A 14,561-nucleotide genomic window follows, 5' to 3' on the forward strand; every position below is an offset into this window, starting at 1 on the left:
CTGCCCCTGCGCGCGGCATGTGGCCTTATGGCATGCGGGGGATAATAACCGGGTTGGTGGAATTGGGGGCCGGGTTAAGCTGGACCGTGCCAGACTGGGAGGAATAGGTGGAGCCGGGCGACTGGTTGGGACCGTTGGGCTCATGGAAGGCGGAAACCGGGCCAAACAGCAGGCTGCCGGTGTTTTTGTTCATTGTGCCTTCAGGCTGGCGGGAGCAGCCGCGGGTAATAATGGAGCAGATCCCGTCCGTGCCAATCAGTTCATCATTGTTGCCGGTGTAATGCACGTCGGCCACCCGGTCGTGGTCCAGCCGGATCACGGCAGAGCAGGTGGTGCCCCCACCGCCACCAAGCTGGCCCACGGTTGTCATAATATCCCCAATGGGAATAAGCGTGGAGCCGCCGTAGCTGGGCTGCGGCTGTGTGCCATTATAGACAAAAATCTGGGTGGTATCGTTCACCTGTTTGGTGGCAGACGGCAGACCGGCGCAGGCTTGCAGGTCGTATGATGTCATGCCGATCATGGTGACCTGCGCCTTATGCGCTGCGCGCGAGTCAAAATAGCCGCATCCGCTCAACCCCAAAGAGAGGGAGGAAACAGCAAGGATGCTAAAAAGACGACAGTTCATGTAACGGAATATCCCAACAGCCAGACCTGGCGCATGCCTCCGCACGGCATACCTTCCGCTATAAGCCTACTGTGTTCTGTGCGCAGGATGCAAGGCGCAAACCAAGTGTAAAATATATCCTAACCAGTAAAGTGTGCGGTTGCCGCCATTATAAATCGGGCGTGGGCCAGATCATCCTTGTGGGGTTTGTTGCAAATAAATGCGTCCATCCCGGTCTTGCCTTCCGTGTTATATGCTTTCATCATAGTGTATATGGCTACATGGGCATGGCATCTGTTTCGGATGTAAAAATTACAAGTGCTGTCTGCCTGTCTGCCTGTTGCAAACACTGTTTTTAATATTGGGTGTGCCAGCCACACCGCTTTTGGCCCCTGTAAGGGAGAACTGCCGGTTATGTCGTTCCTGTTCCGCCATAAGGCGCGTGCGCTCTCTCCCCTCATGCTCATGCTGGTCGGGCTTGGCGGGTGTGCCTATATTACGCCCGAACAGCCTGCGGCTCCGCCCTTGCCCGCATTGGCAAAACCCGCCCCGTTCAGTGCGGCGGATGCCGTGTTTGTGCAAAAGCTCAACGCCTTGGACCTGACCCAGATTGCCGCGGCCAACGCCGCCAGAACCCATGCCGCGCGGAGCGATATTGCTGTGCTGGGTGAAACCATAGCCAAGGATCTGACTGCCATGCAGACCCGGCTCGCCAAGGTTGCCACCGCCCATGGCCTGACCCTGCCAGCCCAGCCCCTGCCTGCCGAGCAAAAGCAGATTGATCGTTTGCAGCACTGGCAGGGTGCAGCGTTTGACAAACGCTATATCCGCTACTTTGCTGCTGCGCATGCTAAAATCAAGCCGGTGCTTGCCAGCCTGATCGCCACATCCAAAAATCCTGATCTGGTCACAATTGCGCGGGACGTGCAGACCAGATTGGCTGATTATCAGACTGTTATGCACTAAGCACAGCGGCGCGCGCCAGACGCATGCAGCCCTTTATGTGGCTTCAAGTTGATAATTGCTTGCACAAAAACATGAAGCCCCGCAAAGGGCATGCACCATGCTGACAATCGAAATCATTCTGCTGCTGCTCCTGCTGACTGCCGTCAGCAGCCTGCTCACCCTGCGGTTCCGCCAGAAGGTGCCGCAACCTGTTATTCTGATTGCGCTGGGCGTGGGGGCCGGGCTTGCGGGCATGAATGTACGCCTGCACCCCGAACTGTTCATGTTCGTGTTTTTGCCCCCTCTTCTGTTCGCGGATGCATTTCGTATGCCGCTGCGCGAATTCGGGCAGTTGCGTGGGCCAATCCTGTTTTTGGCTTTTGGGCTGGTGGTGCTCAGCACCCTGCTGTGCGGATACGCCATTCACTGGATTCTGCCGGTTTTAACCCTGCCGGTCTGTTTTACGCTGGCGGCGGCCCTTTCCCCCACGGATACGGTTGCCGTGTCCAGCCTGATCAAGGGCAGGCGCGTCCCCACAAGGCTGTTGCAGCTTCTGTCGGGCGAGGCGCTGTTTAACGATGCATCGGGTCTTGTCTGCTTCCGCTTTGCCATGGCGGATGCGCTTACGGGTGAGTTCTCCTACCAGCAGGCATTTGGCACATTCATGCTGGTGGCGTGCGGGGGGCTGGCCATTGGCGCCGTGGTGGCGCATGGGTGGCCGCGCGACTGAACAAGATGCTCACCCGCTCAGGGTATGATGAGACACAGTCCCAGATCGTGCTGGTACTTTTGCTGCCGTTCTTGATGTATGCTCTGGCTGAGGCTGTGGGGTGCTCGGGCATTCTGGCCGCCGTTGCGGGCTGCATGGTGGTCAAGCTCTCGGGCATTATCGAGGATGCTTCCACCACCACGCGCCTGCAATCGACCACGGTGTGGACCATGGTCAGCTATGTTTTTAATGCGCTGATCTTCCTGTTTTTAGGGCTGCAACTGCCCAGCCTGCTGCAAAGTGCGCATAGTCTGGTGCTGGCGCGGCATGTGGGCATGTGGCGGCTTGGCCTGCTGGTGGTGGAAATTTACGGCATTATGCTGGTCATGCGCTTTGTGGGCATCTGGCTGTCCATTGCCTGCCGCTGGGCTTCGGCGCGGATCAACCACATACCGTTTGACCCTACGGGGCTTGCGGCCAGCCTGCTGCTGACCTTTGCTGGCGTGCGCGGCGCGGTTACGCTGGCAGCGGTGCTGTCCCTGCCAACGGGGGAGGATGGTACCATGTCTTTCCCCACGCGTGAGCCTGTGGTGGTGATCGCGGCGGGGGTGATTGTCCTCTCCCTGCTTGTTGCCAGCGTGATTATTCCTTTGTGCCTTAAGTTCATCCCTGCCGAACTGGTGGACAAAAGCGCGCAGGAGGAAAACATGGCCCGCCAGAAGCTGCTGCGCGCAGCCCTTGACCTGCTGCACAAGGCGGAAACCGTGCCCGCCATAGAAACCCCGCCCGAAACCGAGGAGGAAAAGGCCGCACTGGAGGCCGCCCGGCTGGAGGTGATCGACCGCCTGACCAAGCTCTACCAGAGCCGTCTGGAGCAGGAGGATGCAACCCCGCGCATTACGCAGGCGGACCGGCGGAACGCCATAAGGCATTCACGCATGGAACTGGCCCTGCGCCTGCAAATCCTGCGTGCGGAGCGCCAGACCATGCGCGAACTGGTCGCCCAGCAGGAAATTAATGACCAGACGGAATGGAAACTTCAGGAAGAACTGGATTACGAGGAAGAAGTTATCCACGCTCTTGCCCAGCGCCTCCCGCGGGAGGTCTGAGCTAACCCCGGCCCCGGCAGAGCCCGCTTACGGTATGGCCTGATCCAGCAGCACTTCCACCCCCGGCACAATCCGCTGGATCAGATCGCCCGCGGGTTGGGGGGTGTTGGTCACAACATGAATGCTGGCCGAGGCTGCAATGTCCTTTTTGGCATCAGCCAGAGCTGTGCGTGCGTTTTCCCGCCAGTTCAGGGTATGGCCTTCCCCCAGGGCGGCCAGACCTGCGCGCGCCAGCCGGGCCAGTTGGGCGGAGGCCGGCAGGGCCGGGGTCAGCCCCGCGTTATGGGCTGCGGCTTGTGCAAATGCGCTGTCGTTATTGGCCCAGCGGGTCAGCATGGTTTCAAGGTCATGGCGCAGTTCGGTATGACCGGCAATAAAAGCCTGCGCCTCGGCATTAAAGGTTTCGGCCTCAAAGCTGTCAGGGCTGGCTATGTCGGCCGGGGTGCCAAGCTGTTGCAAGGTGGCGGTCTGTTTGTGCCGTATTTGCAAAAATTCATGATTATGCGCGTAGTTCCGCACGGGTGAGACAGCTTTAAGCAGCACGTCTGTGGCCTCCGTCTCGCCCGGTGCCAGCCGTTCGAGCATGCGCTGGGTGTTGGCGTGGGCCTTCAGGCCTAAAAGGTCCAGCCGGTCGGCCATAATGGCCAGTCTGGGGTACAGGGTTGTGGCATTGCAGCGCTCTGGTGCGGACCAGAATCGCTCGGCCAGCGCCGCCGCCCGTGGCCACACCCGTCCGTCCAGCATATCGGGGGAGACAACTTCGGCCCACAGGGCGGTTTCGGCTCCCAGCACGTGGGTTTTTTGCGCATCCGTCAGGGGTGGGAGTGGGGCGTCCTCCGGCTTGTCCGTGCTGGTGGGGGGCGGGGGTAGGGCATCGGGCGGAGTGGGGCCGGTGGTCTGTGCGGCGGCCCGTGCCTCGGCTGCATCCTTGCGCATGTCCAGCGGGTCTGTGGTGTAATAGGCACTCGCGGGGAGCAGGCGGTCCAGATAATAGGGGCCGGAAATAACCGTATCGTGGCCTGCTGCTGTGGCCTGCGCGGTGTGGGCGGGGCCACGCCAGCTTTCTATAATGGTGTCGGGGGGAATGTCGGCTTCCTGCACTTCATCCCAGCCCATGACGGTTTTGCCGCGCAGGCGCAGGGCGCTGGCCACGTGGCGGGTATAGTCCGCCTGCAAAGCCGCAACGGAAGCCACATGGTGCTGCTTCATATACGCTGCAATATGGGCTGACTGTGCCCATTGTTTGGCCACGACCTCATCCCCGCCAATATGGAACACCGGGTCGGGGAACAGGGCGGCCATTTCGGCGTAAACGGCGTTTACAAAGCCTGATGTAGCGGGGTTTGTGGGGTCGAGTGCTGCGCGGTTGATCTCCGCCCGGTCGGTGGTGTTGAGTGGTGCGTTGGCGGCGTAACGCGGGTAGGCCAGCAGCATGGCGTAGCTGTGGCCCGGTGTATCAAACTCGGGCACCACGCGTATGCCCCGGTCCGTGGCCTCACGCACAAGCTGGCGGATCTGCTCCTGCGTGTAATACTCGCCGTGGCTGCCAATGGTGTGCAGGCGTGGAAAAACCTTGCTCTCTACCCTGAAGGCCGCACCATCGGAGAGGTGAATATGCAGCACGTTCAGCTTGACCATTTCCATGGCGTCCAACTGGCGTAGCAGGTCGGGCAGCGGCATGAAGTGCCTGCTGGTGTCCAGCATAAGCCCGCGCCATGCAAAGCGGGGCGTATCTTCAATATGGGCCTGTGCTAGCACCGGGCCATCCAGTTCCTGCCGCACAAGCTGGCTCAGGCTGGTCAGGCCGTGCAGCACACCTGCCGGGCCTTGGGCGGTCAGGGTTATGCCGGTAGGGGCCACGTCCAGCGTATAGCCCTCCTGCATGGCGGGACCGGGGAATGCGGGGTCTTTTGCTGTGCGGATGTTCAGCACCAACCCACCCGGCTGGGGAGGAGATTGCGTAAAGTCTATGGGCCTGCCAGCAAGGAGTCCGACCCGCATGCGTAGCCGCTCCAGCGCGCGCAGCAAAAGCGGGGTGGGTGGGCTGTCCCAGTGCACAGTCAGGTTTTGGGGGAGGGCAAAGGCCGCCCCCGATGTTTGCAAAACAGCCGGGGCGGGCATGACCAGTGGCGCGCGCACCATGTTGCGCACAAAGGCGGGGGGCAGATCGGTGGCGTGTGGTTCCGCTACCCCTTGCGCCCATGCTGTTGGGCAGGGGGGGGGGCCCAGCAGGGCAAGGCCGCACAGGAGCAGGGTTCTGGCTGAGATGTGTTTAAAAAAATCTGCGGTCATGGCTGTGTTTTTTGCGCCAGGAGTGTGAGTGAGAGAGCATGCACCCATGCCGCGTCCACTTCCCATCCGGCCAGTTGGGCGGCGCGCAGGGCGGCTCCGCCTAGCGGGGGCAGGGTGGGGGGCGTTGCGGGCTGGCCCAGCATTGCCGCCACGCGGGCACGGACCAGAGGGTTGTTCATAACACTGCCGCCATAGCTCCACGGCAGGTCAGGCATGGTCTGGACAGATGCGTGTTCAGGTGTTGTGCCAGTGCCAGTGCCAGTGCCAGTGCCAAGGCCGTGGCAGGCCGTGCGCGCCAGTTCGGCCAGATGCGTACCGGCTGCGTGCAGTATGGCTAGGGCGTGCGGGTCATGTGCGGTGGCCAGAGAGTGGACTGTTGTTGCCACATCTCCCACGGCGGAGCGTGGGTGTTCGCGCGTGCGCAGCCATTCGCGCAGGGCGTCCGGGGCGTTGGCTCCTTGGGTGGGCAGGCCCAGCGTGTGCAGCACGGCCCGTGCGAAAGGAGCAAAGGTAACGTCTGGGTCGTCCAGAAAACGGGCGGCGTGGTTAAGGGCGCGGCAGCCTATCCAGTAGCCTCCCCCTTCATCACCAAACAGCCAGCCCCAGCCTCCTGCGCGGGTAGTGCGCCCGTCCTGTGTGCTGGCCTGTGCTACGGAGCCGGTGCCCGCCAGCACAAAAACGCCAGCCCCCCCGGCAAAGGCTCCACGGTGGGCGGTCTGCACGTCGTTTTCCAGTTCCAGCGGTATGTCTGGCCCAAGGGCTGCGCGGGCCACGTCCCTCTGCTGGTGGGAGGAGGGGCGTGCTGCATCATACCCGGCCATGCCCAGCACGGCGGCACACAGGCCGGTATGGGGGAGTGCGCGCAGCAGGGTATGCAGGTTATTGGCCCATTCCGCCCGGTCATAGGGGTTGCAGCCGGGACCGGTGGCGTGGGCCAGCACGCGGGCATCATGGCGGGTGATCAGGGCAACCCGTGTGTGGGTGCCCCCGCCATCGAGTGCCAGAATGGTCTGTGTCTGGGGCATTAGAACACGGTTGGCTCAGGCTGGGAGTGGTTCTGCATGGCGGGGCCAACGCCACGGGCGGCCTGTACGGCCAGCAGTTCCAGCGCACGGCGTAAATGCCCGTCGCACAGGCGGAGCAGCATGCGCCCCTGTGCGGGTTCCAGCCCCTGCCGCAGCAAGATAGCCAGTTTGATGGACCCATCCGCCTTGAGCAGTGCGGCCTGTGCCTGCTCGTCCGAGCAGTCGGTCAGTTGGGTAATCATGCGCAGGGCGCGGTGCACCAGCTTGGCGTTAACAATACGCATGTCCACCATATGCCCCCGCCATGTGTGGCCAAGGCGGATCATCAGGGTGGTGGAGAGCAGGTTGAGACAGATTTTTTGGGCCGTACCAGCCTTCATGCGTGTGGAGCCCGCGACGACTTCCGGCCCGGTTTCGGTCAGAATGCCAATGTCCGTTTCGGCCAGCAGGCGTGCGCCCGGGGTGCAGGACAGGCCAATGGTCAGGCTGCCACAAAAGCGCGCGCTGGCAAGGGCTGCGCAGGTGTAAGGGGTGTTCCCGCTTGCGGCAATGCCGATCACCACGTCATCCGCGGTGGGGGTGTAGTTGGTTATGGCGCGCTGGGCTTCGTCCTCGTCATCCTCCGCCCCCTCAACGGGGCTGAACAGGGCCGCCTCTCCCCCCGCCAGAAGCAGCACCAGCTTTTCGGAGGGCCAGCCATAGGTGGGGATAAGCTCTACCCCGTCCTGCAAACCAATCCGGCCGGATGTGCCCGCTCCTACGTAAAACAGGCGTCCGCCCCGCTCCAGCCGGGGGACGGCCTGCGCAATGGCGGCCTCCATGTCCACCAGAGCGGATTTGACGGCGGCTGTTGCGGCAAGCTGGCTTTCCAGCAGACTTTCCAGCACCGTACTGGTGGGCCATGTATCCAGCCCGTCATAACGTGGGTCCTGCATTTCCGTGCGGGGGGGCTGGTGTAGGTTCTGTTGTGTGGTCATGGTCTTGGCCTCCGGTTACGGGTGGGCAGGGGGTTCTGGCTAAGGTGCATGATATGGAACAACCCCGCCAGTCCGAACAGGGCAACCATGCCCAGCACGATCAGCCATGGAAAGGCCAGAGCATGCCCGTTGGGGTGCAGGGCCAAGCATGGCCCACACCATAAGGGGCACGCTCAGCGCAAAGGCGGGGGCCAGCGTGCGGGCCGTGGCGCGGGGCATGGCCATGCCTGCAACAAACGTACCCAGCATGGGGCCATACCCGCATGCGGCAATGGACAGGCCTAACATAATGGCGGATTGGCTGGAATGGGCAAACAGCCCGGCACAGGCCACCAGCGCGCAGGCCCATGCCACGGTTACCAGCCGGGCAAAGCCCAGTGCGGAGCAGCGCATGGCACGGGCGGCGCGTGCGCACAGGGGCGCAAAATCGCCCATGCTGGCCGCTGTCATGGCCGAAAGTGTTGCCGAGAGCGAACCCATGGTGGCGGCCAGAATACCCGCCAGCATAAGCCCGCGCAGGCCCGGTGGCAGGTCATGCACGATATAGGTGGGGAAAATGGCATCCGGGCTGGCAAAACCAGCCTGAGCGAGCGTTTGCCCCCCGTTACGCACCCAGAGCAGAACACCGGTCAGGCTGAGCAGGGCAAACAGTAAGCCCACTCCAAGGGCGCTGCCCATAAGGGCCAGTCGTGCATCACGCAGGCTACGCGCGGCCAGCATGCGCTGGACCATAAGCTGGTCGGTCCCGTGGGATGCGACGGAGAGCAAAGCCCCCCCGCCAATGGCGGCAAGGGGGGTAAAGGGGCTGTTTAGCACAAAGGCGTTATGGGCAAACAGGTGGAGCCGCCCTGCCTGTTGCAGTGTGTGCCATGTGCCGGCAGGTGCGCCATGCCACAACAGGGCCGCGCAGGCCGTGGCTCCAAACAGGTACAGGCCGAACTGAATGCTATCCGACCAGACCACGGCGCGTAGGCCACCGCATAGGGTGTAAAACAGGGTCAGCAGCATAATGGCTCCCAGCAGCAGGGGCTGGGGAATGCGCACATGCAGGACCGCCAGCATGGTGGCAAGGGGCAGCATACCCGCAAACAGGCGCACGGCCTCGGCCAGCAGGCGGGTGATCAGGAACGTGGCCGATGCCAGCCGTTGCATGGGAGCCCCAAAGCGCTGGCCAAGCCAGTCATACGCGCTCAGCATATGGCCCTGCTGGTACAGGGGCAGGAACCACCATGCCACAATGGCGCGGCCCACAAGGTAGCCCAGAGCAAGCCCCACAAAAACCATGCCCGACCCATAGGCAATGCCCGGCACGCTGATCACGGTCAGGGTGGAGGTTTCCGTTGCCACGAGCGAGAGGCACAGCGCCCACCACGGCAGGTCCTTGTGCCCTTCCAGATAGGCTGTGGGGGAGGACTGACGGCCTGCCAGCACAAGGGCCACAACCGGCATGGCCGCCAGATAGGCCAGCATGACCAGCAGGTCGGTAGGGCTCATGGTGTGGTCCTGTTCATGCCGTGTGACGGCACAGAGGGGGCAAAGGGCAGGCCGTGTAGGCCAGCCGGGGGGATTATACAGGGCGGGCCATGCCTCATGGAGTGCTGGCGGCGGGCATGGCGGGGTACAAACTTTAGGAACAGCGTGCGGGGGTATCAACCCTCTATCTGCTCTGTCCGCCCGCTGGTGTGGTTTGTGGCAAGCACCCTCGCCCGGGTGTGAAAAACAGAGGGCTTGGCGCGGGGGGGGGCGCAGGCGGTAACCTGCCGTGGAACAGTTACCCCGGCATGGGCGGACTGGCTGGTGCCCGTGACCGACCCATGCCTGTAAAGGAACCGTTATGACCAGCAGTTGCACGTCTGGCGGGTGTGGCCTCCGCGCCCCCCTGACCCCCGAGCAGGAGCAGATCCTGCTCGGCCACGGTACGGAATACCCCGGTTCCAGCCCACTGAATGATGAAAAACGGCAAGGCGCATACCATTGTGCTGCGTGCGGCACGCTGCTGTTCCGCTCGACCACCAAGTATGAGAGCGGGAGCGGGTGGCCATCCTTCTGGGCGGCGGAGCCCGGCGGAGTTGCCACCCGGCGGGACACAAGCCACGGCATGGTAAGGCAGGAGGCCCACTGCGCGCAGTGCGAGGGCCATCTGGGCCATGTTTTTAACGATGGGCCACCGCCCACGGGGTTGCGTTACTGCATGAACGGCCTTGCGCTGGACTTCAGGCCCGACGCGCCAGACAACACCTGAACGCTCCACGCCCCGAATGGTGGGGCCGCCGAACCGCTTTTGCGCTCAGGCCTGCACGTCCTGCGCAACGTCGGCCGTTTGCCCGCCCCCCACGGCGGTAAGGAAAAAAGACCACGCCTTGCTAAAAAACGCTTCGCGCTCTTCCTCGGTCTTGAGCGGGTCAAGGCCGAACAGGCTGTCTTCCATTGGCCAGCCGGTTACCATACCGGTCAGCAGGCGGGCGGTTGTGTCCGTTGCGTGGCCGGGGTTGATCTGCCCCTTCTGCTCCGCTGCCTTGAGCAGACGGACAAAGTTGTTGTGAAAAGGCTGCCCAATGGCCGCTACCGCCTGTTGTTGCAAGGAGGGGTGGCGGTGGCCGTCCGCTATGAGAATCCGGTAGGTGCCCAGCGCATCGGGCCGTAGGGTCAGGTCCAGCATCAGGCGGCTGATGTGGCGCAGCTCCTCCAGCGGGTTGGTCAGGGGGGTCTGTTCCATAGCCCGCAGAACGGAGCCGGTCAGATTGGTCACAACCGCAATGAACAGCGCCTCCTTGGAGGAATAACGCCGGTAGATTGTCTGTTTGCTCGCACAGGCCTTGCGGGCGATCTGGTCGATGGAGGTGCCCGCGTAGCCATGCTGCACAAACAGGCCCGCCGCTATTTCCAGCAGATACTGGTCCAGATCTTCCGTCACATCGGTTGTGGGCCGTCCACAGCGCCGCTTACGCCCCTGCAGGCAGGGGTTTGCCATGTCCAGGGGACGGGCGGCAAAGGTAAGGGCCTTGCTCAGGTACCCTTTGGGTGAACGGGGGGCAGGGGGCTTAGACAACGATTATCCGCTTTGTGTTAGCAGGTGTTGGGTGGGGGTATGGTAACACATCTGCAATGTGGCCGTTTTATACCCGTGTCGTGTTTTTATTTCGAGGTCTTTCCGTGCAGCGCAAGAATGTGTTGCAAGAAAAAGGGGGTGTTGCGGCGGCCCTTTTCCGCCACACACAAAACACACATACCATGTGGTGCGCGATCATGTCAGGAAATAACCCCAGTGGAACAGCAGACGTTTGAGAGCAAAGACGCTCATAGGTCCGAACCGGCGGACCAGAGCAGTGCGCGCGCGGGGCTTGCCCCCCCCCAAGGCCCGGATGCCGGGATTACGGCCAGCGCGGAGCAGATCGCTGTTCTGGCGTATGGCGTGCAAAAGCTGGAGCGTATTCTGCGGCGCTTTTACCAGCTTGCCGTGGCCGTGGTGGCGGCGTTGTGTGTGGGGCTGTTCATTTACGCCGGTGGGGCGGTGGTTATGGTCGTGTTTGCCGCAGCCCTTGTTGCGGTGGTCCTGCATGGTGCTGCGCGGCTGATCTGCCGGGTGCTGCCCGTGCGGCAATGGGTGGCGGTGGTGCTGTTCCTTGCTGCCCTTGTTGGCGGTGTGTCGGTTGTGGTGCATGTGTCCGGCCCCGAACTGGTGACCCAGCTTTCCCACCTGTATGCCGCCCTGACCCATGAGCGTGATGCGCTGCATGCCGCACTGGACAAAAATCCGGTTGGGCATTCCGTGCTCAACCACATGCCCCGCTTTTTTGGCGGCAACCAGACATCCGGCCCCCTTGGCTCGGAAGGGGCCGGGGGGAGCATGGACTTTGCCGGGTCCATGACCAACGTGCTGACGTCCACCTTCGGGTCTGCGGGCACTCTGGTGGTTATTGTGATCGCGGGGGTGTATTTTGCGCTTTCCCCCCACCTGTATGCCAATGGTCTGCTGCGGCTTGTGCCCACCCGCTACCGTGGCACCGCGCGTGAGTTGATCCGAACCACGGCGCATGTGCTGTCCGCCTGGGTTGCGGGGCAGTTGCTGGATATGACCGTGGTGGGTGTGCTCACGTGGGTTGGTCTGTCCCTGCTGGGCATGCCGCTGGCTTTTCCGCTGGGGCTGGTTGCGGGCACGGCCAATTTTATTCCCTATCTGGGCACGTTTATCGGGGCGGTGCCTGCCTTGCTGATCGCGTTATCCATCAGCCCGCGTGAGGCTCTTATGGTGGCGGGGCTGTATGCCTTTATTCAGGCGTTTGAGGGGTATGTCATGTCCCCCTTCATTCAAAAACGGGCGGTTAGCATGCCGCCAGCCCTGACCATTTTGTCCCAGACCATTTTTGGCGCTTTTCTGGGTATGTGGGGCTTTGCCTTTGCCTCGCCCATTACCGCTGTGCTGCTGGCGGTCATAGACCACCTGACCACCCCGCTGCCAGAGGACGAACAGGTCTGACCCAACTCTATATTTTAGCATAAAAAGGTAAAAAACAGGACAAAACAGGCACGATCTGCGTTTTTGGGGGTGGTTTTCCCGCTTGTGTGCATGCACATTCCACACAACAAGAATATCCGCTTGAAGGAAGCACGGGATGTCCAGCCCAGCCGACGATTTTCAAAAATACCGGCACCTCAGCCCGTTTGAACTCAAGGATCAACTGATCCGGCTGGCCTCGGGGCGGGCGCAGCGGGCCATGCTGGACGCAGGGCGGGGCAACCCCAACTTTTTGGCAACACTACCCCGGCAGGGCTTTTTTCAGCTTGGTATGTTTGCCGCAGCCGATTCCGCCCTCACATTCTCCTGCATGGCGGAGGGCGTGGGCGGCGTGCCCCGGCGTGAGGGTATAGAGGCACGGTTCGAGGCTTTTCTGGTTGCCAACAAAAATGTGCCCGGCGTTGCGTTCCTGCGCCGTGCTTTGTCCTATGTGCGTGACCAGATGGGCCTGCCCGCCGATGCCTTTTTGCTGGAAGCAACAGCGGGTATTCTGGGGTGTGACTACCCAACGCCCCCGCGCATGCTGCGTTATGCGGAAAAAGTAGTCCGCCACTACCTGCTGCACGAAATGGCAGGCGGGACCATGCCCGAAAGCACAACAGACCTGTTTGCGCTGGAAGGGGGGACTGCGGCCATCAGCTATATTTTTGCCTCCCTGCGCCAGAACGGGCTGATCCGCCCGGGGGATAAGGCCGCCATTGGCATGCCGGTCTTTACCCCTTACGTGGAAATTCCCGAACTGCGGGACTACCAGTTGCGCGAAGTGGCCATTAACGCGGACCCCGAGGCCGGGTGGCAGTACCCGCCAGAGGAGCTGGACAAGCTGCTTGACCCCTCGGTCAAGATTTTTCTGGTGGTCAATCCCAGCAACCCGCCATCGGTGCGCATGAGCGATGCGGGGCTGGCCCGGATTGCCGAAATTGTAAAAAAACGCCCCGACCTGATTATTGTGACCGATGATGTGTACGGCACCTTTGCCGATGACTTCCGCTCCATTTACGCCATTTGCCCGCACAATACGGTGCTGGTCTATTCGTTCTCCAAGTATTTTGGCTCGACCGGCTGGCGGCTTGGGGCTGTGGCCATGCACCAGAACAACGTGCTGGACCGTGCGCTAGCCGCTCTGCCCGAGGCCGAAAAGCAGGAACTGGACAAGCGTTACGCCTCCCTGACCCCCGATGTGCGCGGCCTTAAGTTTATTGACCGGCTGGTAGCTGACAGTCGCACCGTAGCCCTTAACCACACAGCGGGCCTGTCCACCCCCCAGCAGGTGCAGATGGTGCTGTTCGCGCTCTTTGCCCTTATGGATGGGCGCGATGCCTATAAATCCGCGCTCAAACGCCTGCTGCACCGGCGCGAACTGGCCCTGTACCGCGACCTTGGCGTTAATGCGCCCGATGATGAGGGCAGCACCCACTATTACACGCTGATCGACCTGTCCAACGTGGTGACCCAGCTTTATGGCCGTCGCTTTGCACGCTGGCTGATGACCAAGGTGGATTACCAGACCATCCTGTTCCGCATTGCGGAGGAAACGGGCGTTGTACTGCTGCCCGGAGATGGGTTTGCCGTCAAACGCCCTTCGGCCCGCGCCTCGCTCGCCAATCTGAACGAGCACCAGTACGCAGCCATAGGCACGGCCCTGCGGCGCATGGCAGATGAATATTACGCCCGTTACTGCACGGAAAAAGGGGTTAAGGCCGAAGCCCCCGCCCCCTTGGCGCATTAGGGGCCAAGGGCGGAGTAAGCCGGAGCGGCATGGACCGGGGCAGGGCATAACCCTGCTCCAACCCGCCAGTTATGCCCCCTCTGCCCCACCTTGGGGCCACTTGAGGGGGAGACGTGTCAGTCGTTTTTGCCAAAGACCGGACGCGTGCTTTCAAACAGGAACCATGTGCGGCGCTCTGTTTCGTCAATCCAGTTTTCCAGCAGGCTGGCGGTGGCTACGTCGTGCGCATCATCACACAGGTCATGCACCGCGCGCAGGCGTCTGGTCAGGGTCAGGTTGTCCTCACGCAGTTCGGCCAGCATGTCCTCGGGGGTCACGTAGAGCGCGTCATTATCCAAAATGGCGGTCTTGCGGCCGATCTCCCCAATGGAGTGGAGTGTTGTGCCGCCAATTTTGCGCGCACGCTCGGCCATGGGATCGGTCATGGCAAAAATCTGCTGGCTCTGCTCGTCCAGCAGCAGGTGGTAGTCACGGAAGTGGCGGCCACTCATATGCCAGTGGAAGTTCTTGGTTTTGATGTACAGGGCGAACACATCGGCCAGAACCTCGGCCAGACCAGCCGCAACAGCCTTGACCTTGTCGGCCTTCAGGTCTGTGGGGGTGCCAAGATATTCCTTGATGTGGAGTTCCGAAGCATTGGGTTTGGTCATGG

At 62.0% G+C, this 14,561-nt stretch carries 13 protein-coding genes; 6 read left to right on the top strand and 7 right to left on the bottom strand.

The features are described from left to right. Positions 1 to 25: 25 nt before the first annotated feature. A complete protein-coding gene (locus GOB86_RS06430) occupies positions 26 to 523 on the bottom strand; it encodes a hypothetical protein (protein ID WP_165991598.1) in 498 nt (165 codons plus the stop codon). 498 nt (positions 524 to 1,021) lie between these two features. On the opposite strand from GOB86_RS06430, the gene GOB86_RS06435 reads away from it, so the two are divergent. The 3 genes from GOB86_RS06435 (at position 1,022) to GOB86_RS16365 (ending at position 3,370) form a co-directional block, all read left to right on the top strand. Then, positions 1,022 to 1,573, top strand: a complete 552-nt coding sequence (locus GOB86_RS06435) for a DUF4142 domain-containing protein (RefSeq protein WP_165991543.1) — start codon at positions 1,022 to 1,024, stop codon at positions 1,571 to 1,573. Between the two features lie 97 nt (positions 1,574 to 1,670). Next, the gene (locus GOB86_RS16360; RefSeq protein WP_253543770.1) at positions 1,671 to 2,282 is read left to right on the top strand and encodes a cation:proton antiporter; all 612 of its coding nucleotides are present in this window, start codon (positions 1,671 to 1,673) and stop codon (positions 2,280 to 2,282) included. Then, positions 2,267 to 3,370 (top strand): cation:proton antiporter domain-containing protein, encoded by a 1,104-nt coding sequence (locus GOB86_RS16365; RefSeq protein WP_253543769.1) that lies wholly within the window; start codon positions 2,267 to 2,269, stop codon positions 3,368 to 3,370. The genes GOB86_RS16360 and GOB86_RS16365 overlap by 16 nt, the downstream gene beginning before the upstream one ends. A 27-nt stretch (positions 3,371 to 3,397) precedes the next feature. Here GOB86_RS16365 and GOB86_RS06445 read toward each other — a convergent pair whose 3' ends face one another. From GOB86_RS06445 to GOB86_RS06460, 4 genes are read right to left on the bottom strand one after another with little or no spacing between them, the layout of a single operon-like run. Then, positions 3,398 to 5,662 (bottom strand): beta-N-acetylhexosaminidase, encoded by a 2,265-nt coding sequence (locus tag GOB86_RS06445; RefSeq protein ID WP_242012530.1) that lies wholly within the window; start codon positions 5,660 to 5,662, stop codon positions 3,398 to 3,400. Beyond that, positions 5,659 to 6,687: an N-acetylglucosamine kinase gene (locus GOB86_RS06450; RefSeq protein ID WP_165991544.1), complete on the bottom strand. Its 1,029-nt coding sequence runs from the start codon at positions 6,685 to 6,687 to the stop codon at positions 5,659 to 5,661. The genes GOB86_RS06445 and GOB86_RS06450 overlap by 4 nt, the downstream gene beginning before the upstream one ends. Next, on the bottom strand, positions 6,687 to 7,664 hold the full coding sequence (locus tag GOB86_RS06455) for an N-acetylmuramic acid 6-phosphate etherase (RefSeq protein WP_165991545.1): 978 nt from the start codon (positions 7,662 to 7,664) through the stop codon (positions 6,687 to 6,689). Before GOB86_RS06455 ends, GOB86_RS06450 begins: the two co-directional genes overlap by 1 nt. A 39-nt stretch (positions 7,665 to 7,703) precedes the next feature. Continuing rightward, positions 7,704 to 9,158: a sodium:solute symporter gene (locus GOB86_RS06460; RefSeq protein WP_408737332.1), complete on the bottom strand. Its 1,455-nt coding sequence runs from the start codon at positions 9,156 to 9,158 to the stop codon at positions 7,704 to 7,706. Positions 9,159 to 9,498: 340 nt separating this feature from the next. Here GOB86_RS06460 and msrB point away from each other — a divergent pair, with 340 nt between their 5' ends. Beyond that, on the top strand, positions 9,499 to 9,906 hold the full coding sequence (msrB, locus tag GOB86_RS06465) for a peptide-methionine (R)-S-oxide reductase MsrB (protein ID WP_165991546.1): 408 nt from the start codon (positions 9,499 to 9,501) through the stop codon (positions 9,904 to 9,906). Between the two features lie 45 nt (positions 9,907 to 9,951). On the opposite strand, the gene GOB86_RS06470 is transcribed toward msrB, so the two are convergent. After that, entirely contained in the window at positions 9,952 to 10,713 is a 762-nt protein-coding gene (locus GOB86_RS06470; RefSeq protein ID WP_165991547.1) for a TetR/AcrR family transcriptional regulator, read from the bottom strand. Positions 10,714 to 10,929: 216 nt separating this feature from the next. Between GOB86_RS06470 and GOB86_RS06475 the strand changes: the two genes are divergently transcribed. Then, positions 10,930 to 12,141, top strand: coding sequence for an AI-2E family transporter (locus GOB86_RS06475; protein WP_253543766.1), 1,212 nt, complete (start codon positions 10,930 to 10,932; stop codon positions 12,139 to 12,141). Between the two features lie 136 nt (positions 12,142 to 12,277). After that, positions 12,278 to 13,909: a bifunctional aspartate transaminase/aspartate 4-decarboxylase gene (locus tag GOB86_RS06480; RefSeq protein ID WP_165991549.1), complete on the top strand. Its 1,632-nt coding sequence runs from the start codon at positions 12,278 to 12,280 to the stop codon at positions 13,907 to 13,909. Positions 13,910 to 14,025: 116 nt separating this feature from the next. On the opposite strand, the gene GOB86_RS06485 is transcribed toward GOB86_RS06480, so the two are convergent. Continuing rightward, a complete protein-coding gene (locus GOB86_RS06485) occupies positions 14,026 to 14,559 on the bottom strand; it encodes a Dps family protein (RefSeq protein WP_165991550.1) in 534 nt (177 codons plus the stop codon). Positions 14,560 to 14,561: the final 2 nt, after the last annotated feature.

This window comes from Acetobacter lambici (genome assembly GCF_011516885.1).
GTDB lineage: Bacteria > Pseudomonadota > Alphaproteobacteria > Acetobacterales > Acetobacteraceae > Acetobacter > Acetobacter lambici.

Excerpts from the sequence above, each read along its gene's own strand:
- GOB86_RS06450 (WP_165991544.1), bottom strand. The coding sequence starts at position 6,687 with ATGCCCCAGACACAGACCATTCTGGCACTCGATGGCGGGGGCACCCAC.
- GOB86_RS16360 (WP_253543770.1), top strand. The coding sequence starts at position 1,671 with ATGCTGACAATCGAAATCATTCTGCTGCTGCTCCTGCTGACTGCCGTC.
- GOB86_RS06485 (WP_165991550.1), bottom strand. The coding sequence starts at position 14,559 with ATGACCAAACCCAATGCTTCGGAACTCCACATCAAGGAATATCTTGGC.
- GOB86_RS06435 (WP_165991543.1), top strand. The coding sequence starts at position 1,022 with ATGTCGTTCCTGTTCCGCCATAAGGCGCGTGCGCTCTCTCCCCTCATG.
- msrB (WP_165991546.1), top strand. The coding sequence starts at position 9,499 with ATGACCAGCAGTTGCACGTCTGGCGGGTGTGGCCTCCGCGCCCCCCTG.
- GOB86_RS06480 (WP_165991549.1), top strand. The coding sequence starts at position 12,278 with ATGTCCAGCCCAGCCGACGATTTTCAAAAATACCGGCACCTCAGCCCG.
- GOB86_RS06455 (WP_165991545.1), bottom strand. The coding sequence starts at position 7,664 with ATGACCACACAACAGAACCTACACCAGCCCCCCCGCACGGAAATGCAG.
- GOB86_RS06430 (WP_165991598.1), bottom strand. The coding sequence starts at position 523 with ATGATCGGCATGACATCATACGACCTGCAAGCCTGCGCCGGTCTGCCG.
- GOB86_RS06460 (WP_408737332.1), bottom strand. The coding sequence starts at position 9,158 with ATGAGCCCTACCGACCTGCTGGTCATGCTGGCCTATCTGGCGGCCATG.
- GOB86_RS06445 (WP_242012530.1), bottom strand. The coding sequence starts at position 5,662 with ATGACCGCAGATTTTTTTAAACACATCTCAGCCAGAACCCTGCTCCTG.